The organism is Pseudarthrobacter sp. B4EP4b, assembly GCF_006680095.1.
Taxonomy (GTDB): Bacteria; Actinomycetota; Actinomycetes; order Actinomycetales; family Micrococcaceae; genus Arthrobacter.
The window spans coordinates 14,749-34,379 of sequence record NZ_VHIJ01000015.1; the positions used below are offsets into that span (position 1 = coordinate 14,749).

General features: G+C 63.0%; 18 protein-coding genes. 7 read left to right on the plus strand and 11 right to left on the minus strand.

Translation table 11 applies throughout. The features are described 5' to 3' along the window. The first annotated feature begins 103 nt into the window (after nt 1-103). From FNL14_RS05525 to FNL14_RS05540, 4 genes are all read left to right on the plus strand, one after another. Complete coding sequence (locus tag FNL14_RS05525) at nt 104-1,576, plus strand: APC family permease (RefSeq protein WP_142058325.1); 1,473 nt, start codon at nt 104-106, stop codon at nt 1,574-1,576. Between the two features lie 23 nt (nt 1,577-1,599). Beyond that, nucleotides 1,600-2,241 carry a TetR/AcrR family transcriptional regulator gene (locus FNL14_RS05530; RefSeq protein WP_142058327.1) on the plus strand — a complete coding sequence of 214 codons (642 nt, stop codon included), beginning with the start codon at nt 1,600-1,602 and terminating at the stop codon, nt 2,239-2,241. Nucleotides 2,242-2,289: 48 nt separating this feature from the next. After that, nucleotides 2,290-3,942 carry an amidohydrolase gene (locus FNL14_RS05535; RefSeq protein ID WP_142058329.1) on the plus strand — a complete coding sequence of 551 codons (1,653 nt, stop codon included), beginning with the start codon at nt 2,290-2,292 and terminating at the stop codon, nt 3,940-3,942. Between the two features lie 195 nt (nt 3,943-4,137). After that, complete coding sequence (locus tag FNL14_RS05540) at nt 4,138-4,368, plus strand: hypothetical protein (protein ID WP_142058331.1); 231 nt, start codon at nt 4,138-4,140, stop codon at nt 4,366-4,368. A 239-nt stretch (nt 4,369-4,607) separates the two neighbouring features. Here the strand turns inward: FNL14_RS05540 and FNL14_RS23785 are convergent, their stop codons facing one another. Then, nucleotides 4,608-5,042 carry an HAD hydrolase-like protein gene (locus FNL14_RS23785; protein ID WP_370455797.1) on the minus strand — a complete coding sequence of 145 codons (435 nt, stop codon included), beginning with the start codon at nt 5,040-5,042 and terminating at the stop codon, nt 4,608-4,610. Here FNL14_RS23785 and FNL14_RS05550 point away from each other — a divergent pair. Further along, nucleotides 4,968-5,435, plus strand: coding sequence for an Lrp/AsnC family transcriptional regulator (locus FNL14_RS05550; protein ID WP_142058335.1), 468 nt, complete (start codon nt 4,968-4,970; stop codon nt 5,433-5,435). The genes FNL14_RS23785 and FNL14_RS05550 overlap by 75 nt on opposite strands. Before the next feature lie 118 nt (nt 5,436-5,553). Here the strand turns inward: FNL14_RS05550 and FNL14_RS05555 are convergent, their stop codons facing one another. Further along, on the minus strand, nt 5,554-6,966 hold the full coding sequence (locus FNL14_RS05555) for an aldehyde dehydrogenase family protein (protein ID WP_142058337.1): 1,413 nt from the start codon (nt 6,964-6,966) through the stop codon (nt 5,554-5,556). After that, the gene (locus FNL14_RS05560; RefSeq protein ID WP_142058358.1) at nt 6,959-8,011 is read right to left on the minus strand and encodes a homoserine dehydrogenase; all 1,053 of its coding nucleotides are present in this window, start codon (nt 8,009-8,011) and stop codon (nt 6,959-6,961) included. Before FNL14_RS05560 ends, FNL14_RS05555 begins: the two co-directional genes overlap by 8 nt. Before the next feature lie 293 nt (nt 8,012-8,304). Between FNL14_RS05560 and FNL14_RS05565 the strand changes: the two genes are divergently transcribed. Both FNL14_RS05565 and FNL14_RS05570 read left to right on the plus strand, forming a co-directional pair. Then, a complete protein-coding gene (locus tag FNL14_RS05565) occupies nt 8,305-9,744 on the plus strand; it encodes an amino acid permease (RefSeq protein WP_142058338.1) in 1,440 nt (479 codons plus the stop codon). Nucleotides 9,745-9,905: 161 nt separating this feature from the next. After that, nucleotides 9,906-10,706 carry an IclR family transcriptional regulator gene (locus FNL14_RS05570; RefSeq protein WP_142058340.1) on the plus strand — a complete coding sequence of 267 codons (801 nt, stop codon included), beginning with the start codon at nt 9,906-9,908 and terminating at the stop codon, nt 10,704-10,706. 40 nt (nt 10,707-10,746) lie between these two features. Here FNL14_RS05570 and FNL14_RS05575 read toward each other — a convergent pair whose 3' ends face one another. The 8 genes from FNL14_RS05575 to FNL14_RS05610 form a co-directional block, all read right to left on the minus strand. Then, the gene (locus tag FNL14_RS05575; protein ID WP_091421751.1) at nt 10,747-11,523 is read right to left on the minus strand and encodes an IclR family transcriptional regulator; all 777 of its coding nucleotides are present in this window, start codon (nt 11,521-11,523) and stop codon (nt 10,747-10,749) included. A gap of 27 nt (nt 11,524-11,550) precedes the next feature. Beyond that, nucleotides 11,551-12,303 carry a cyclase family protein gene (locus FNL14_RS05580; protein WP_370455798.1) on the minus strand — a complete coding sequence of 251 codons (753 nt, stop codon included), beginning with the start codon at nt 12,301-12,303 and terminating at the stop codon, nt 11,551-11,553. Further along, nucleotides 12,300-12,737, minus strand: a complete 438-nt coding sequence (locus tag FNL14_RS05585; protein WP_091421896.1) for a hypothetical protein — start codon at nt 12,735-12,737, stop codon at nt 12,300-12,302. Before FNL14_RS05585 ends, FNL14_RS05580 begins: the two co-directional genes overlap by 4 nt. Nucleotides 12,738-12,925: 188 nt before the next feature. Then, nucleotides 12,926-14,527 carry an APC family permease gene (locus FNL14_RS05590; RefSeq protein ID WP_142058344.1) on the minus strand — a complete coding sequence of 534 codons (1,602 nt, stop codon included), beginning with the start codon at nt 14,525-14,527 and terminating at the stop codon, nt 12,926-12,928. A gap of 89 nt (nt 14,528-14,616) precedes the next feature. Next, a complete protein-coding gene (locus FNL14_RS05595) occupies nt 14,617-16,275 on the minus strand; it encodes a GMC family oxidoreductase (RefSeq protein WP_142058346.1) in 1,659 nt (552 codons plus the stop codon). Further along, the gene (locus FNL14_RS05600) at nt 16,276-17,793 is read right to left on the minus strand and encodes an aldehyde dehydrogenase family protein (protein ID WP_142058348.1); all 1,518 of its coding nucleotides are present in this window, start codon (nt 17,791-17,793) and stop codon (nt 16,276-16,278) included. It abuts the gene before it with no gap. Between the two features lie 99 nt (nt 17,794-17,892). Then, on the minus strand, nt 17,893-18,528 hold the full coding sequence (locus FNL14_RS05605; RefSeq protein WP_142058350.1) for a TetR/AcrR family transcriptional regulator: 636 nt from the start codon (nt 18,526-18,528) through the stop codon (nt 17,893-17,895). A 72-nt stretch (nt 18,529-18,600) separates the two neighbouring features. Continuing rightward, on the minus strand, nt 18,601-19,631 hold a 1,031-nt coding region (locus tag FNL14_RS05610), incomplete at its 5' end, for an LLM class flavin-dependent oxidoreductase (protein WP_142058352.1).

Below are 19,631 nucleotides of genomic sequence, written 5' to 3' on the forward strand. Positions count from 1 at the left end.
ATGAAAAGACTGTAGATCACTCGTATACAACCTGTCCACTATAAAAATACTCGTGGTGGACTGGCCCTTGACGACTGGTGTGATCTAGGTCAATACTAAGTGAATGCCTTTCACTAAAGAAACTGCGGCAACGACGCCGCGCGCCAGCACCGCGCCCAGGACGGAGCTGAAGAAGAACGCAATCGGCACTCGTGACATTGTGTTCATGCTGGTTTCTGCGGCAGCACCGCTGACCATAGTCGTCGGCATCGCCCCGCTGGCCCTTGCGGTTGGCGGAGTCGGTGCCCCCTCCATATACATTGCAGGTGCCTTGGGTCTTGCCCTGTTCGCCGTCGGATTCATGGCCATGACCCGATACGTCCGGTCCTACAGCGGGTTTTACGGCTACATCACCAAATCCCTCGGCCGCGTCATAGGCCTTGGCTCCGGGCTAACAGCCTGGATGAGTTACAACGGAATCCAGATAGGCCTGTACGGGCTTCTGGGCATCCAGGCGAATCTAGCCGTCAAGTCACTGACCGGCGTCGAATTGCCGTGGTGGCTGTACGCGGCCGTGGCGATCGGGGCCGTCTGGTACCTCGGCTGGCGCGGAATCGACGTGGGAGCCAAAGTCCTCGCAGTCCTGCTCACCCTGGAAACGGCGATCGTCGCGAGCGTAGCCATATTCGTTCTCGCCAAGGGCGGGGCGCAGGGCATCGGCTTTGACTCGTTCAGCCCCGATTCGATCTTCACGCCCCAGTTCGCCGCCGTCATAGCCCTTGGCTTCTCCGCTTTTATGGGGTTTGAGTCCGGCGCCCTCTACCGTGAGGAGGCCCGGGACCCCGACCGGAGCGTTCCCCGCGCCACCTACATCTCCATCGCCTTTATCGGCGCGTTCTACGCCTTCGCCGTATGGATCATCGTCCAGGCTTTCGGGCCCACGGCCATTCAGGAATTTGCGGCAGGGCATCTGGATGCTGGCGACACCGCCTATATCGCAGCCGGCAACTTCGCGGGGGAGTGGTGCGTGAATCTGATGAGCGTGCTGATCGTCACCAGCATCTTCGCCGCCCAACTCTCCTTCCACAACACCATCAACCGCTACACCCTTTCCCTAAGCCGGGAGGGCATTTTCCCCAGACGCTCTGGCCGGATCAGCCCCCGCTACGGCACGCCGTCGGTGGCAGGAATCGAACAAACCGTGCTCTCTCTGGCCCTCGTGGCCGGCGCGGCGCTGCTCCAGCTGGACCCCTTCACGCAGTTTCTCATCTGGACCAACAGTCCGGGCGTCATCGGGATCCTGCTTTTGCAGGCCCTCACCGGGATTGGCGTCGTGGTCTTTTTTGCCCGCCATAAGAAGCACCGGCCCCGGTGGTACGTGATTCCCTCGGCCGTCGCCGCGACCCTGATCATGTGCCTCGTAACGTACCTGATGGTGGACAATTTCGAGTTGATCAGCGGCCTTCCCGACGGTGACCCCATCAATACGGCCCTTCTGATAATCGCCCCGGCAGTGATCATCGCCGGTGCCATTCTGGCCATGGTCCTGCGCCGGGTGAACCCTGGCGCATACCAGCGGATCGGTCATGCAGTGTGAGGCCCCGAGATTAGCCTTGCACTATGCAAACGCCCGAAGAGACTCCCCGGATGGGACGGCCACGGACCCCGAGGCTTTCACGAAAGACCATTGGCCGGGAAGCGCTGGCCATGTTCGAACAGGAAGCAACCCTGTCAATGCCACGCCTGGCAGAGCGCCTCGGAGTCCGGCAGTCCTCCTTCTACAAGCACGTCACGGGCCGGGACGACATCATCGAACTGGCTCGAGGATCCCTTGCCGACCGGGTCCAGGTCCCGGCGTCGGCTACCGGGAACCTGGACGAGCTCATCCGGCAGATCTTCGAAGCACTCAGAAGCGCCTACAGCCTGGCGCCGGCGCTTCTGCCGCTGCTGCTCACCCAGCCTGTATCCCACCCGGACGCGCTGTCCCTCTACAACAAATTTGCCGGTGCCCTGACACATGCCGGGGTGCCTGAACACCTCGTTATCCCGACCTTGGAAACCCTCGACAGCGCAGCCATTGGTGCCAGCCTGGACGCCATGACCATGGAGTCCGCCTGGAACATCTCCGAGGCCCAGCGGACGGATTTCCCCCACCTGTCCGCGGCCCAGCAAGCCGTATCAACCAGCCAAACGGACCGCTTTGCGTTCCTGGCCGACGTCCTGTCAGCCGGACTGAAAGCCGCCATCACCGACAACACCTGAGATTCACCGGTGTTAGCCAGAATCCCGCAACACCACAGGAGTAATGCTTTGAACACCGCCTGCCCAGTCGACACCGTCATCCTCTCATCGAGCATCCTTTACGGTGGAGAACTCGAAACGATAGCGGGCTTCATCGCCGTGTCAGGGAGCCGCATCGCGGCCATAGGGCCGACGGCGGCAGCAGGGGAGTGGATTGCAGGTGCCGCCCAGGTGATCGATGTGGGGGACGCCACTGTTACCCCGGGGCTGATCGACGCCCACATCCACCCGATACTAGGCCTCAGCATCGCGCGCGGCCTGGACCTGAACGGGATCACAGAACTCCACGCCGTCCGGGCAGCACTTGCTGAATATGCCGCAGCAACATCCCACCATGTTGGCAGCGACTGGATATTTGCCTGGGGCATGGATCCGGTGATCTTCGGCGAGGCGGAGTTCAGCAACAGCATCTTCGAAGGCTTCCTCGACGGGGAACTTGTCTACATCACACTTTTCGACGGGCACGCAGCCTTGGTATCCGACGCCGGGCTCAGCCAGGCAGGAGTGACTGGCAGGGAAGAATTGGACAGTTCCGGATTCGTCGGTTTGTCCGCCAACGGAACGCCGAATGGCATGTTGTACGAGATGGCCGCCATGGACCTCGTGCAGGCTAAGCTCCCGCCGCTTTCCTTCGACGAGAGGGTGGAAGAACTCGACCGCCTGCTGCGCGCCATGGCCGAATCCGGTCTCGTAGCCGGGCAGATGCTGGACTTCGGCCATGCCGACTCCCTCGACATCCTGGAGGCCCTGGAGGAACGGGGAGACCTGGCCATCCGCCTCAGGATCTCGCCGTGGGTCATGCCCGGAGCCACTCAGGAGGACCTGAATGCACTCCTGGCCATGCAGGGCCGCCACGGCCGACGCTGGCACGTGCGTGGTATCAAACTCATGATGGACGGCACGATCGACAACGGCACCGCCTGGCTGTTCGATCCGGACTCGCACGGAGAATCCCGGCACCCGTTGTGGCCCCAGCCTGCCGAACTCGCGGCGGCCATGAGGTTTTTCCACTCGAATGGGATTCCCACCGCTACCCACGCCATCGGGGACAAAGCCGTCTCCTTCATTGCCCAGACCATCGCCGCCCTTCCCCGGAACGGGACAGTGCACCGCATTGAGCACATCGAATCCATCCCCGACCAGGTGCTGGCCCAGATCATTGACGCCGGCGCCACCACCAGCCTTCAGCCAACCCACTGTGCCCTGTACAGCCGCGCTGACCACACCGACAACTGGTCACGCCGCCTCGGCGCAGACCGCGCTAACCACGCATGGCGCGCCCGCGACCTTCGGGACGCCGGAGCGGTCGTTGCCCTCGGCTCAGACTGGCCCATCGCGCCCTTCGACCCCCGCAGTATCATCGCCGCTGCCCAAACACGCCGACCAGCTGGCAGACCCGACGTCGAACCAGTACAACCCCGGCAGGCACTTTCTGCACGCGCAGCCTTGGAAGGCTACACCAGCCAATACTGGGAATCCGTTGGCGAAAAGGGAGGCACCTTAGTCGTAGGCGCGCGGGCTGATCTGACAGTATTTGGCCTGCATCCGCTGACCACGGCCCCCGACGAGTTCGCGTTGGCTCCTGTCCTCCTCACCATGGTGGATGGGGAGATCGTCTCCGATCACAGAACAGCGGCAGCGGCCGCCGGTTCGAGCACTTGAACCGCTCGATCGAACAGACTTATATGCGGAGGCCACTTAGGACCAAGCGGGCGACGAGCGGCCGTGAACTGACTCTCATCTCCCCGAGCCGTTCTGTAGACCTGTCGTATACAAGAAGTCTATAATTGATCCATGACCATCGCCCATGGGACGCGATGAAGCGGCCCAGCGTAATCATCGACAGGGGTATTAATCATGACCTTAATTCAGAAGTCAGAAACAACACTCGAAGTAGACGCCGATGACGCCTTCACGCTTCAGGAAGACCTTGGCGCGGCAGTGGCAATTGCTTCGAGTGCCTGCCTCAACCGCGGGGGCGGAGTGCTTGTTACGCAACACGACTACTGGTCTTTCACTGTTTCCGTGTCCCCGAACATCCCCAATGGGCACACCGTCCAGCGACAGGCCTGGCGCCTCGCATGTTAGCCGGAGAAGCTTCGACCATGCCCGGGCCTCCTGTGGGCTCAAGAGTCTTCGCTCCCTGCGCCGTGGATCCTTGGGGCATGTACCAAGGAAATGAAGATTCTCCCCGAGAGGGTAAGGCGCAAGGTTGGCTGGTACCCGAGGCATCAGTACGCATTTGGCCAAATTCCCAGGAGCTGTGAGTCCGTTGGACGCCTGAGACGATGGCTGCCATTCTTGCGCGAAGGCCTGAAACGGACTAACTATGCTTGGTGGTCCCACATAAGAGCGGTCCCCGGCCAACCACCCTTTTGCGCGGTTTCCTCGTCAAGGCCGGCTGGTCCCCGGAAGGATTCGATCATCGGCGGGCCTACATATCGGCGCATTTCTTCCGAGGAGGGCACGGGTGCGCCCACTGCCGCCAATGCTTTGGCGGCACTGGCTATCACCCCTGCTGCCGAATCCAGAAGGGTTCCGTCCAGGTCGAACAGAACGCAGCTGAACGCGATCGCTGGGGTCTGGTTCTTCTGTTGCGGAAGTATCATCAGTCTTTGGGCCCTTCGGTCTGTGAGCCGTGCTTGGTTCACGGGTGTTGGCGGAATTTCTGGCTTTGAAGGGTGAACATGGATCGAGCAAGCCTTGACCAGATCGATCAGAGAATTCTTTCGGAGCTGATGAAGAACGCCCGTGTCAGCCATGCGGAGTTGGCCTCGAAGGTCCTGCTTTCACGGAACGCCGTGCGGCAGCGGATCGATCGGATGGAACGGCAGGGGTACATCCAGGGTTACACCATCGTTTCGGGTACGCCGGGCCAGGGTGCTGTCTCCGCATTTTTTATGATCTACCGGAAGGACCGGGTCCGCGGTTCAGACGTAATCGCCGTACTGCAGTCCATCCCGGAGGTTGTTCTTTGCGACGTGGTAAGCGGCGATTTTGATCTGTTGGTGCGCGTCGAGGCGCGGTCGCTGGAGCGGATTCAGGATATTTGGGAGCAGATAGCTGCGCTTCCCGGGGTAACGGACACGGTCACTGCGATGACTCTGTCCAGCTATGTCCGGCGGAGTCCTGGCGGGGCCAGGCCGGCGCTTTAGCTCCCCGGGCATGTCAATCTCCGGCGTCCGCCCGGCCGCGGAGCCCAGGAATGTTCGGGCTGCTTGCCGGTCCATCAGTCTTTGGAGGGACGGGAAGTCCCGTCCCTCCAAAACCCTGTTAGCGCCTGATGCAGATGACCTTTGGCTGAGTCATCTCCTCGTAGGCGAAGCGGACGCCTTCGCGGCCCATGTTGCCGTACTTGGAACCACCAAAAGGCATACCGTCAAAACGGTAGTCCGAGGAGTCGTTGATCATGACTCCTCCTGCGTCAAGACGGCTCGCGGCGTCCATGGCTTTGTCCAGCGAGTTCGTGAATATCCCCGCGTGAAGACTGAACTCGATGGCATTTGCGACATCTACTGCTTCGTCAAAGGTGTCAAAGGGCTGGAGCATGACCACCGGACCGAATACTTCTTCCTGCCAGATCCTGCTGGCGGACGGGACGTTCTCCAGAACCGTGGGCTGAAGCACGTTGCCCTCGTAGGTGTTACCGGCGATGCAGGCAGCACCGCCGTGAATGGCCTCATCCAGCTTTGCTTTGAGCTGGCTCAGGGCACGGCCGTTGATCATTGGACCAACATCGGTGTGCTCCTCACGTGGGTCGCCGGCGACCAGGCGGGCAGTTTCCTGCAGGAAACGGTGGCGGAACCTGGCATACAAGGGATGGGCGATGAGGATGCGCTGCACTCCAACGCAGTTTTGCCCTGCAGCCCAGAAGGCACCAGAGACGCAGGATTCCACTGCGGAGTCGAGGTCAGCATCTGCCATCACGATCACAGGCGCATTTCCGCCCAGGTCCATGGAAAGCTTTTTCAGCCCTGCGGTGTGTGCGATGCTCTCGCCGGTCGAGAAGCCCCCGGTGAAGGACACCATCCTGACGTCACGGGCCTTGATCATGGCTTCAGTCACCTCCCGGCCCCCGTGGACCACACTGAGGATGCCTTCGGGAAGGCCGGCCTTGGCAAGTGTGTCCGCGAGCAGTTGCGCTGACAAAGGAGTCAGCGCGGAAGGTTTGAGAATGACCGCGTTGCCGCCGGCGATGGCCGGGCCGATCTTGTGCACCACCAGGTTCAACGGGTCATTAAAGGGGGTGATCGCGGCTATGATCCCCAGCGGTTCACGTGAATACCAGCCCGTCCTGTCCTCTGAGCCCTCGTAGGAGTCAAAGGGGATCATTTCCCCGGCGTTACTGCGGGCTTCGGCTGCCGACAGACGAAGTGTATTAACTGCCCGCCGGACTTCCTTGCGGGCCTGTCGGATGGTTTTGCCGCTTTCGGAGGTAATAGTCCGTGCGAACTCCTCGCACCGCTCCTCAACGTCCGCCGCAGCAGTGTCCAGGATCTTTCCGCGGGCATGGCGGGACAGTGTCCGGGCCCTTCGGGCACCTTCGCGGGCGACGTTGAGGACTTCGTCCACGGCAGACAGGGATGTGAGCGGGACTGCGCCCACAATCGTCCCGTCGTAGGGGCTTTCTACCTCATGGAACGAAGGCAATGCCTCCTCCATGGCTTCCACGCTCGTCTTATACATGCGCGGCCACCCGGTTCTGCTTGGCATGCATGGCAATGATGTCCGAGAGCAGTGCGTATGCTGTCTCCATCCGCCCGGCTCCAGGTCCGGAGACCGTTACCGGACCGAGGAGATCAGTGCTGAAGGATACTGCGTTGGTAGCGCCGGAGATACCTGCCAGGCCGTGATCCAAGGGCAGGGCAACCGGTCCGACGGCGGCCGTTACCGTTCCGTCAGGCTTGCGTTCTGCTGACCCCACCAGTTTCCAGCGCAGGCCTTCGCGTGCTGCCTCGCGGATATCCTCGGGTGTCAGGCTGGAAATGCCCTGCCGCTGCACGTCGGCCAGCTGGATGCGCGCTCCGAGGAGTTCATTGGCGAGAATCAGAACCTTAAGCTGCACGTCATAGCCCTCAATGTCTGCAGCCGGGTTCGCCTCTGCATAGCCGAGTTGCTGTGCTTCGCTGATGGCCTCGTCGAAGGCCAGTCCGGCTTCCATTCTGCCCAGCACATAATTGCTGGTGCCGTTCAGGATGCCTTCGAAGCCGTTCAGCTTCAGGCCGGCAAACATCTTTTTCGCCAGCCGGATGACCGGGGTGCCGCTCATGACAGCACCCTCGAACTCAAAGTGCACGCCGTTCCGCTCGGCGAGTTCGGTCAGTTCGGTTCCCCTCAGTGCTACCGGGCCCTTGTTGGTGGTGCACACACTCTTGCCGGACTCCAAAGCCCACTGCACGTGGGAGACTGCCGGTTCGCCGTCGTCCGGGTTTGTGAAGGTCGCTTCGCAGATGATGTCAGCGGTGCAGCTGCGGATCACGCGCTCATTGTCCGGCTCAGCTGATCCGCCATGCTCAGCGAACGTCTCGCTGCCTGTGCCCAGCCCCAGGGCCATGGCCAGGTCTATTCCTTCGTCCTGCACCAGCGAACCGAGGCGCAGATCCGTTATGGCCACCACCCGGAGCCCGAAGCCCAGCTGTTTTCGGAGGTCTTCTCCGCGGGTGGCGATCAACTCGGCCAAGGTCCGGTTTACGCCGCCGAATCCGATCAGGGCAATGTCGTAGGTGGTCATCATGCTCCTTCAGTCTGTTACGTCAGTGCTCCCATCCTGTGTCCTGTTGGCGTCAGGGCAGCCATGTGCATCTGCCCGAAATCGATGTCGAAGCGACCAGAATGATGACGAAGTGACAGCCCACGGGAAAGTAACATCTGCGCAACATAGACATGATTTTATGTTTTTGATGACTAAGCGCCCCATTTGGTGTTACCTTCATCACCATCGGTGCACAGTCCTTCCCGAGCCAATCCGGTCACCAGGAGCGATGCGCCATACATGCCCCACCCCTTTCAACACCGGAGGCACTCTTGCAACCCCCAACTCCCCTTGTTCTTGACCAACAGCCCGACTCGCCGCCCGCTGCAGAGCCCGGACTTCGACGCTCCATGGGCCCGCGCCACCTGGTGATGATTGCCATGGGCGGCGTGATCGGCTCCGGGCTGTTCCTCAGCTCCGGCTACACCATCTCCCAGGCGGGCCCACTCGGCGCGGTGATCGCCTACCTGGTAGGTGCGTTCGTTGTGTACTTGGTGATGGCCTGCCTCGGTGAACTCGCCATCGCGTACCCGGTTTCCGGCGCCTTCCACATCTACGCCGCACGCTCCATCGGCCCCGCCACCGGATTCGCCACCGCCTGGCTGTACTGGCTCTGCTGGGCCGTGGCCATCGGTTCCGAATTCACCGCCTCCGGCCTGCTTATGCAGCGCTGGTTCCCGGACGTCGACGTCTGGGTCTGGTGCCTGGTCTTCGCCGCGGTCCTCTTCGGCTTCAACGCTGTCTCTGCCAAGTTCTTCGGCGAGTCCGAGTTCTGGTTCGCCATCGTCAAGGTCGCCGCGATTATCGGGCTCATCGTCCTGGGCGGCGCCGCCCTGTTCGGGTTCCACCCTCTCAGGGGCGGGGGAGAACACCCCTTCCTCTTTGAGAACTTCGCCACCGAGGCCGGCCTGTTTCCCAACGGCTTCACCGGCGTCCTGGTCACCGCACTTGCGGTCTTTTACGCTTTCTCCGGTTCGGAACTGATCGGCGTTGCAGCAGGCGAAACCAGGGACCCCGCCACCAGTATCCCCAAGGCCATGCGAACCACCGTGATCCGCCTGCTCATCTTCTTCGTTGGTGCCATCGCCGTCATCGCAGCCACCATTCCCTACAGCGAGGTAGGCCTGGACGAGAGCCCGTTCGTCACCGTTTTCTCCTCCATCGGGCTTCCGTTCGCTGCCGACGTCATGAACTTCGTCATCATCACCGCCCTCCTGTCAGCAGGCAACAGCGGCCTCTTCTCCTGCGCCCGCATGCTCTACTCCCTCGCCGACGAAGGCCACGCACCCCGCGCCTTCAAGAAACTGACAGGCCGCGGTATCCCGCTGATCGCGCTCTCGGTGAGCATGGTGGGCGGTGTCGCCTCCTTGATCAGCAGCGTGGTTGCCCCAGAGACGGTCTACCTGGTCCTGGTCTCCGTGGCAGGATTCGCCGTGGTGGGTGTCTGGATGTCCATCACCGCCTCACACTTCTTCCACCGCCGCGCTTTCGTCCGCAACGGCGGCGACGTTTCCGCCCTCGCCTACAGGGCGCCGCTGTTCCCGCTCGTGCCCATCCTGGCATTCACCCTGTGCGTAGTTTCCCTGGTTGGTATCGCATTTGATCCCACGCAGGTCGCCGCGCTTTACTTCGGCATTCCCTTCGTGGCTGCCTGCTATGGATTCTTCTACCTCAGGTACGGGCGCAAGGCCAGCCTTGAGAGAGTGTCCTGACCGTTAGTACGTATAGGGCGGTATTGGGGGCCGGCAGCTTCGGCTGCCGGCCCCCAATACCGCCTGTTCTTGTCCAGGTGAGGCCGCTATCCAGTCCTTCGCAGCCAGCCGGGATTGTGCCTGCGCCGGGATAGGCTGGATTGGCGGAAGGAGCAATAACGGTGGATACCTCCCCGGAAGCATCATCGATGGCACAGGGACTTCGGATAGTGCGGCTGGTTGCCGACCGGGAGAAATCCGGCAGGCAACTCTCCGGGGTTTCACAGCTGGCCGCCGAACTGCAAATGGAGCAGAGCAGGGTTTCCCGCCTGACACGGGAACTATGCGATCTGGGGCTGCTGGAGCGCCAGGACCGCGGCCCCTTCCGCGTCGGGCCGCGGTTTTTCAGCCTTGGTGCCTCCCTTAATACAGGCTGGGTGCGGGCGGCCGCGACCGAGTTGGAGCAGCTCGGCGCTGTGGTGGGGCATCGAGCCCGCATTTCCGTCCTTGATGGATATCGCGTCATCCTGCTGCGGGCCTCCAGCACCGACGCCGTGGCAGGCGGCTTCGTGAAGCCCGGCATGGTGACACCTGTCTGGTGCACCGGGGCAGGGCGTGCCCTGTTATGGGATTACAAGGAACGAGAAGTTCAGGCGCTGCTCAAAGACGTGAATTTCATTGGTGTTGGAGGCCCCGAGGCTGCACACTCCACAACCGAAGTGTGGGAGCTGATGGTTCGCGACCGCGGCACCGGATATGTTGCCGCAGTGGAGGAATTCGAACATGGCATTGCTGAACTGGCGGTCCCCGTCCGCGAGGCAGGCGGAGGCATCGTTGCCTCGCTCAGTGTCCTTGGCGTCCGCGCCGCTGTGGCATCGAACGCTACACATATCGCTGCGGTCCTGGCTGACGCTGCCGAACGGCTCGGTTCGGTGCCTTTAGATCAGCGCGTTCCTCTGCAAGTGACCGCGCTGTCGAGCTGACAAAGTTCGCCCCATCGCCTGACCCGTCCCTGGGCAAAGGCTACGCGCCAAGCTTCTCGGCAACGTAGCCCAGGGCCTCCTCCAGTTGCTTTCCCTGCACCATCAGAACTTCCGCGCAATCTTTTTGCCGGGGTTCCAGGCGCACTTTGGGGCCGACAATCTGCAGGGCGGCCACGACGTCTGCCTTGAAGTCCCGAATAGGCACGGCAAGCGAGTAGAGGCCCGGTTCCGCCTCCTCGTCAACGATGGAGTACCCGCGCGACCGCGCCTGGTTCAACCGGGCCAGGAAGTCCTCCACGCTGGTCGGCGTATTTGGTCCATGGCGGACAAACTCGACACCGGAAAAGACGGTATGCACTTCCTCGTCGGACGCTTCCCACAACAGCGCCTGGCCGGCATCGCTGCAGTAGGCGGGGTAGGGCCTCCCCAGCCAGGACCCCACCATATTGCTGCTCTCCGGGACACTTTCACCGATGGTGACCGTGCTGTTTCCGCTGAGCACGCCAAGGAAGCAGCCCTCGTCGGTCTGCCGGGCAAGGCTGTTGAGGGCAGCGGCACCATCAATCTCCAAGCGCCGCCCGGACAGCAATTGCGCGTCCGTGTACAGCGACCAGTCCAAGGCGAAGCCGCGCTGCGATGTGCGGCGCAGGAAGCCTTCAAGTTCGGCAGTGCGCAGGCTGCGCGACACCTGGCTCCGATCCTTACCCAGATCTGCGGCAATGTCAGCTACCGTTCCCCCGGGAAACCCCTGTGCATGCCGCGATCCCGCTGCCAGAACGGCCATGATTCCCCGGCCCATGCTGGACATCTTTGACATACGTCCGATTCTAAACGAGCCACTGTTTCACGAGATGGCGAACACCCTTGCCGGGAAGCCACTGCCACCCAGAGGCTTAGCCCAGGCTGCGACGACTACAGCACCGGCTTCCGGAAGTCCGTCCAGGTTGGCCAGCAGTTCGATCTGCCAGCGGTCCTGTGCCAGAACGTAGGTTTCGAGGCTGAAGTCCTGCATGGACGTGGCAAGACCGGGATCTGTGTCGGTTTGCTCGTGGCCCACGGCGGCAACGGACCGCTGTTCAATCAGAAAGGCAAGCACCTCCTGGGACCAGCCGGGCGTGTGGCTCAAGCCCTCAGCATCCCGGTTAGCCATTGCTTCCGGGTCCGGCCAACGCCTGCTCCAACCGGTGCGCAAGGCCACGAAGGCGCCCTCCGGGATGGCGCCGTTCCGGCTCTCCCAATCCTGAACATCCTTCAGGACGGGGGTGGCATCGGGGTTGCCGCTCACGCGGTCAGTAATATCCAGAATTACAAGTGGAAGGATCATCTCCTCCACCGGAATCTGATCCAGTGTCCTGCCTCCGCGGATAAAGTGAGACGGCGGATCAACGTGAGTTCCCCACTGCCCAACGATCGAGTAGCGATGGGCAGTAAAGCCATCGCCTTTCTCCACATCGAAAAGTGCTTCCCGCACTTCATTCGGGAAGGCCGGGAAATGTGGCTGGCCCGGGTGGAACGAATGAGTCAGATCAGTAAAAGACGCGCCTTGCAGCAGGGACTGCAGGCCAGCCCAAATGCCAACGGCAGTGGTTCCTGTCAAGATGCCACCGCTCCTTCACAGTCTTCAACCTGGGCGCCGGCCGCAACACTCACCGGCCCTGTCAGTTCAATAACGGGCAGCTCCCATGGATGGATATCCACGATCTGCCGAACGAACTGTTCCACCACAGCGTCATCAAGGGCGGCACTGAAGTAAGTGGTGTAAACGAAAGTCGGCGAGAAGGTTTGTTCTCCCACTTCTCCCAGCGTGGGGGTAGCTCCAGCGGCGCACGTGAAACCCTCGAAGCCAACCCCGGATTCGAAGACATGCTTGTAGTTGCCGAAGTCCCCCAGATCCTGGAACTGCTCCACAACCTGAAGCAACGTGGCAAGCCCTCTGTCCTTCGTCAACGCCGCCACCTCGCCGGCCGTTATCTGCCCGAACGTCTCGGCACTGATGGGCCAGTGGACCCTAAGTTTGCGGACTGAGTTCATGTGGACCTTCACTGGCGTTTCTCTTCTCTTTTGAGGTTATGTGACCATCGTTACACAGCTGGACAGTCATTACAAGCATAAATAAATGCTTATGACGAATGTAGGTTAGTGCGCAAAAAGGGTCGACGGCGGCACTCAGGTGAGTGCCGCCGTCGACCCTTCCTAGGTGACAGGTGGATGTAGCCGCCCTAAGCCACCGTGGCGTCCACCACCTGTGATTCAGCGGAAGCTTCGCGCCGCTCAGGCCCCGAAGACGGATGGGCAGCCACGGCCGCCGCATGCTCGGCCAGCACACCCGTCTTATGGCGGATCTTCAGCCGGTAGAGCAGGGCCCCGCCGCCGGTGACGGCGGCCACGAAGATCACCCCGCCCCACTGCAGGTACCACTCAAACGGCGGCACCGAGTTATAGATTTCCGGCCGGGGCCACACCAGGTTCAGGGTCATGGCGCCGCCCCACACGACCGCGAGGATGTTCACTGGCAGCCCCCACTTGCCCAGGCTGAAGCCGGGCTCGGAGCCGTCGTCCGCGAGCGGCCACTTCTTCTGCAGCCGCTTGCGGAGCAGCGGAACGGTGACCAGCAGGTAGGACAGGTAGATCAGGACGATGCTGATGCTGGACAGGATGGTGAAAATGGCCGGCTGCATGACGTTGACCAGCAGCGGGATGACGGCAATCACGCCGATCACGATCGCGGCGATGGTGGGGGTCCTGCGGACCGGGTCCACTTTGCTGAGCTGCCGGCTGAATGGGAGGTTGTTGTCCCGGGCCATGGCGAACATCATCCGGATTGCAGCGGCATGTACAGCGAGGGTGCAGACCACTACGGCCACAACAATGCATGCCAGGAAGGCCTTGCCGAAAGGCCCGCCCAGGACAGAGAGCACAATGTGCTGCAGGCCGCCGTCGGCAGCTCCCACCTTGGGGTCGGCAAGGTCTGGTGCCGCAAGGATGCCGAAGAGCAGGATGAGGCCACCGAGCACGAAGGACGCCGTGACGGCACGGATGATGGCCTTGGGGGCCGTGCGCTTGGGATCCTTGGTCTCCTCGCCCAGGGAGCTTGCGGTGTCAAAGCCGTACATCACATAACCGGACGCCATGGCGCCGATCAGGAACACGCCGAAGAAGCCAAGATCGTGGCCTTCGCCGAAGCCGGCGGTCTCAAAAAAGACCTCCGGTCCCCGCACCACGTGCCAGGCCAGTGCGAGGATCAGCAGCACCGCGGCCACCAGCTCCACGAAGACACCGATGCTGTTGATCCTGGTCATGAGTTTCACGCCGAACGCGTTGATGAGGGTTGAGATGGTGATCATGATGGTGGCCAGCACCACCCCGTTCATGGCGAAGTCGTAGGGGCCGGTACCGTCACCAACAAACTGGAAGCCGGACCAAAGCTGCGGCAGCGTGATCTGCAGGGCCAACGCCACGGACCCCAGCGCCATGATGGAGGACAACAGCAGCAGCCAGCCGGCCAGCCAGGACGACGTCCCGGACGCAAGCCGCTTGGCCCAGTTGTACACCGATCCGGCCACGGGGTAGCGGCCCGCCAGTTCGGCAAAACACAAGGCCACCATCAGCTGGCCGGCGAACACGAGGGGCCAGGACCACGCGTACGCGGGGCCGGCCATGGAAAAACCAAAGTAGAACAGCTGAAAAACACCGGTGAGGATGGAGATGTAGCTGACACCTGCTGCGAAGCTGGCAAACTTGCCGATGCTCCGGTCCAGGGTCTGTGTATAACCAAATTCGTCCATGCCGCTTGAATCAATACTCTTGCTGGGTTCCGCCATGTGGGACTCCTAAATCAGAAAAGCACGATAGTGATGACCGGCCGGCCGTGGCGTATGCGAAAGTATGCCTTGCCGCCGGACCCCGCCGCTCAGGCGAGGGACGCGGTGAGCTCCATTTCTTCGATGGCCATGGTTTCGCCGGACCGGCCGGTGCGGATCAGGTCCGCCCGGACCAGATCAGCACAGCGCTCGCCGATCATCATGACGGTGATGTTGGGGTTGACGGTGATGTGCTCAGGCATCACCGAGGCGTCGGCGACGCGCAGCCCCGTAACGCCCTTGACCCGCAGCTCGGGATCCAGCGGCGACATGTCGTCGTCCACCGGCCCCATCCGCACGGTGCCCACCGGGTGGTACACGGTGTTGTGGGTCTTGCGGATGTAATCCCGCAGTTCCTCGTCGGTTTGGGCCTCGACGCCGGGCGACAGTTCGCGCCCGGCCCATTCGGCCATCGCCGGCTGGGCGGCGATTTCCCGGGCCTTGCGGATGCCGGCCACCATCACCCGCATGTCATGCCCTTCGGGGTCCGTGAAGTAGCGGGGGTCCACCATCGGCTTGTCCCGGAAATCCCGGCTGCGCAGCCGGACCGTGCCGCGGGAGCGGGCGTGCGTGACGTTCGGGGTGAGGCTGAAGCCGTTCTCGGTGGTGGGGTAGCCGTGCCGCAGGGTGTTCATATCGAACGGGACCGAGCCGTAGTGCATCATCAGGTCGGGGCGGTCCAGGCCGTCCTCGGTGGGGGTGAAGATGCCGATCTCCCACCACTGGGTGGAGGTCTGCACCATGGGCTGTTTGGCTTCGAACTGCACCACGCCTTCCGGATGGTCCTGCAGGTGCTCGCCCACGCCGGGGGAGTCCACCAGGACCTCGATCCCGTGCTGGGCGAGGTGCCCGGCAGGGCCGATCCCGGAGAGCATCAGCAGCTTGGGTGAGTCGATGGCGCCGGTGGACAGGATGACTTCCTGCCGAGCGGAGAGCCGGTGGGTCCGGCCGAACGCCGAGTCCACCACGTCCACGCCGGTGCAGCGCTTATCCGCGTCAAACACCAGCTGGCGGGCGCGGAGGCCGGTCAGCAGGGTGAAGTTTTCCCTTTCAATGATCGGGTGGATGTAGGACACCGAGCTGGAGGCGCGGGTGCCGTCCGCCTGGCGGTTGATCTGGAAGAAGTTGGCACCGTTGACCACCGTGGTTCCGGTGTTGAACTTCGCGCGGGGGATTCCGGCCTGCTCGCACGCATCCAAAAGCGCGACGCCGGCAGGATCGGCCGGAGGCACGTTCATCAGGTGCACGGGGCCTGAGTCCCCGTGATGGGGTGCGTCCGGGCCGGCATCCTCGTTGGTTTCCAGCCTCTTGTACAGCGGCCAGGCGGCGTCGGCATTCCAGCCGGCTGCGCCGTACTTGGATTCCCATTCGTCCAGGTCCTCCCGCGGAGCCCAGAAGGCGATGCAGGAGTTGTGGCTGGAGCAGCCGCCCATCACTTTGGCGCGGGCGTGGCGCATAAAGGAGTTGCCGTTCTCCTGCGGTTCCACCGGGTAGTCCCAGTCGTAGCCGGATTCGAGCAGCTCCATCCAGCGGTCCAGCTGCAGGATTTCCGGGATGTTGCGGTCATCCGGGCCCGCCTCCACCAGCGCCACGGTCACCTCAGGATCCTCGCTCAGCCGGGCGGCCACTGCCGCGCCGGCAGATCCGCCGCCGATCACCACGTAGTCGAACCCGCGCTCGCCGAGGTCCTCGATGTTGTCGAAGTGCATCTAGTTCTCCTTGCCGTGGTCAGTGAACCAGCCGGTCACCTGGGGGCTGGTGTTCTGGTAGATGTGCTTGGCCTCCTGGTATTCCGCGAAGCCGGTGGGGCCGAGTTCGCGGCCGACGCCGGACTGGCCGAAGCCGCCCCACTCGGCCTGCGGGAGGTAGGGGTGGTAGTCGTTGATCCAGATGGTGCCGTGCCGGAGCCGGCCTGCCACGCGCTGTGCCTTGCCGGCGTCCTGGGTCCAGACCGCACCCGCCAGTCCGTAGATGGTGTCGTTGGCGGTGGCTACAGCCTCGTCCTCCGTGCGGAAGGTTTCGACGGTAACAACGGGGCCGAACGCCTCATCGATGACCACGGACATACCCTTTTGGACGCGGTCCAGGACTGTGGGCTGGTAGTAGAAGCCGCCGTCGTACTTCTCGCCGGCCGGCGCCGCACCGCCGCACCGCAGCCGCGCACCTTCCTCGATGCCGCGCTGGACATAGGCATGGACCTTGTCCCGGTGGGCCGCGGAGATCAGCGGCCCGGTTTCGGCAGCTTCGTCGAACGGGCCGCCCAGCCGGATGCCCTGCGCCCGGCGGACCAGTTCGTCGACGAAGCGTTCGGCGATGGATTCCTCCACCACCAGCCGTGCCCCCGCCGAGCAGACCTGGCCGGAGTGGACGAAGGCTCCGTTCAGGGCGTTGTCGACGGCGGCGTCAAAGTCCGCATCCGCGAACACGACGTTGGGGTTCTTTCCGCCCAGTTCCAGCGCCACCTTTTTGACGGTTCCGGCGGCGGCCGCGGCGATGCGCTTGCCGGTTTCCAGGCCGCCGGTGAAGGAGACGAGGTCGACGGCGGGATGTTCCGAGAGCGGTGCGCCCGCCTCAGCGCCGGGTCCGGTCACCAGGTTGGCTACGCCGTCCGGCAGGCCGAGGTCCTGCAGCAGCTGCATGGCCAGGATGGCGGTGGAGGGGGTCAGTTCGGAGGGCTTGAGGACAAAGGTGCAGCCGGCGGCCAGCGCGGGCGCGATCTTCCAGGCGGCCTGAAGCAGGGGGTAGTTCCATGGAGTGATGAGGCCGCAGACGCCCACCGGCTCGTAGACGATTTTGCTGGCGACGGCGGGGTTCCCGGCGTCGACCACGCGGCCCGACTGCTGCCCCGCCAGCCGGCCGAAGTACTCGAAGCAGGCGGCGATGTCGTCCATGTCGATGCGGCTTTCGACCATCCGCTTTCCGGTGTCCAGGGACTCGGCGCGGGCGAACTTTTCCCGGCGTTCGCGCAGCTCGGCGGCGACCTTGAGCAGGAAGGTGCCACGCTCGGGAGCCGGGACACTGGACCAGATGCCTGAGTCGAAGGCAGCACGCGCGGCGGCGATGGCCCGCTCGGCATCTTCACGGCCGGCCTCGGAGACAGTGGCGGCCAGTTCGCCGTCGGCCGGGTTGTGGATGTGGCGGACGGCGCCCGACGCTGCCGGCTCCCACGAACCGTTGATAAAGAGGGTGGATGCTGTCACGTCCGCAGACGGTGTGGCGTAAGTCATACGGAGGACAGTAGCCGATGTTGAACGCCTGTTCAATAGTTTTTTTGAACAGGCGTTCAATGTGACTGAGGGGGCTGCAGCGCCGGGAAGCGCGCGGTTTTAGTTCTCCTGAAGCGGACTTGAGCTCTTGCTGTCGGCTTGATCGTGCGCCTGCGGCGGGGCGAAAGCGATTTCTTCCGTACGGCTGATGCTTCGCTTGATGGACTCCTTGTCCACGCCAAGAAGCGAGGTCAGCCACATCCCGTTTTGTATCACCACAATGTCCGCTGCCCTTGCCCTGCATTCCTCCCACGACAGTCCGGGCTGGGCGTTGGAGACCAGTGCCGCGAGTCCGTCGATGTAGCGGTCAAAGGCGGCAGCGTTGATCTGCGCGTAGTCCTCGTCGGCCTGCGCGAGGGCCCACAGGTGCAGGCGCAGGGACAGGTAGCGGGTGGTCAGGAGATCAGCGGCGGCAACCCGCCGCAGGGCCTTGTGCAACTGTTCGTCGGCGGTTAGGGAGGGGTCTTGTGCCACCAGCAGCAGGTCGTGCTCGTCCACCCGCCGCAGGGCTGCGCGGATCAGGCTTGTCTTATCGTCGTAGTAGTAGTTCACCAGGCCCAGGGCGACGCCGGCTTCCCGCGCTACGGCACGCATGCTCACGCCGGAAATACCGTGGCGGGACAGCAGATCGAGCGCCGCTTCGAGAATGCGTGTCTGCCTGTCGATCTGTTCGCCATTGACGGTGTTTGTCCCCACCCCGCCACACTATTGCCAAACCCGTCACGAATGCACTTCCGGCGCAAGCCGGTACGCGTCCGGTCCCGCCGCCTACTGCGGGCCCTCGGCCGGTGTCCACCCCAGGGCGGGGCCCAGGCTGCCGGCAATGTCGGTCAGGATCTGGACGTAATCTTCATGGTCAAAGCTGAAAGGCAGGGCGAACGCCACCTCGTCGACTTCCTGAAATCCCGCGTGGGCGTACAACTGTTCCGCGATTTCGTGACTGGTGCCGATGAGGTCCGGGGCGAAGAGCATGCCCTTGGGCCCCTGCGGGGCCCGGGTGCGCGGAGTGCGTTCATCGACGTAGCGCTGGTACTTCTCCCGCTGGACCGGCGAGGCCGAATCGGTGGGGATCACCACCAGGCCCTGCGATACGCGGGCCGCGCCATGTCCTTGTGCCGCCTCCCGGAAAGCCCGGATCTGCGATTGCTGGACGAGGGCGAAGTCCGGCTCCTGGTCCGCTTCGGGGAAGACCACGCTGCTGGAGAGCAGGTTGAACCCGTTCGCCCCGGCCCAGACTGCCGACTTCGTGCTGCCTGCCCCATACCAAAGACGGTCCCTCAGCCCGGGAGAATGCGGCTCCACCCGGTTGGAAAATTCCTCGACCACACCTTGCTTGCCGGAAAAATCCCGCACCGGTTCCCCTGCAACCAAACGGGCCAGCCGATCCATGCGGGCGTAGCTGAAGTCCTCAGCTTCGGAGGAATCCGGGTACAACTCGTGCTTCACCGTGTCGTAGTTCATCGGTTCCCCGACGCTCAGCCCGGGATTGATCCGTCCCCCGGCGAGCAGGTCCACGGTGGCCAGGTCCTCGGCCAGGCGCAACGGGTTTTCCCACCCGAGCGGTGTCACTGCAGTGCCGAGTTCGATCCTGGTGGTGCGCTGGCTGGCTGCGGCCATCACCGCTATGGGCGAGGAGATGCCGAACTGCAGGTGGCGGTGGCGCAGCCAGGCACTGTCGAATCCGAGCCGCTCGCCAAGTTCGATGATCTCCAAGGTGGATTGGTGGCCCGGGCCCGGATCCGCCGGATCGAAGAGGCCGATCGTGAGGAATCCAAGCTTGCGCAAGGGGCGGGCGGGGT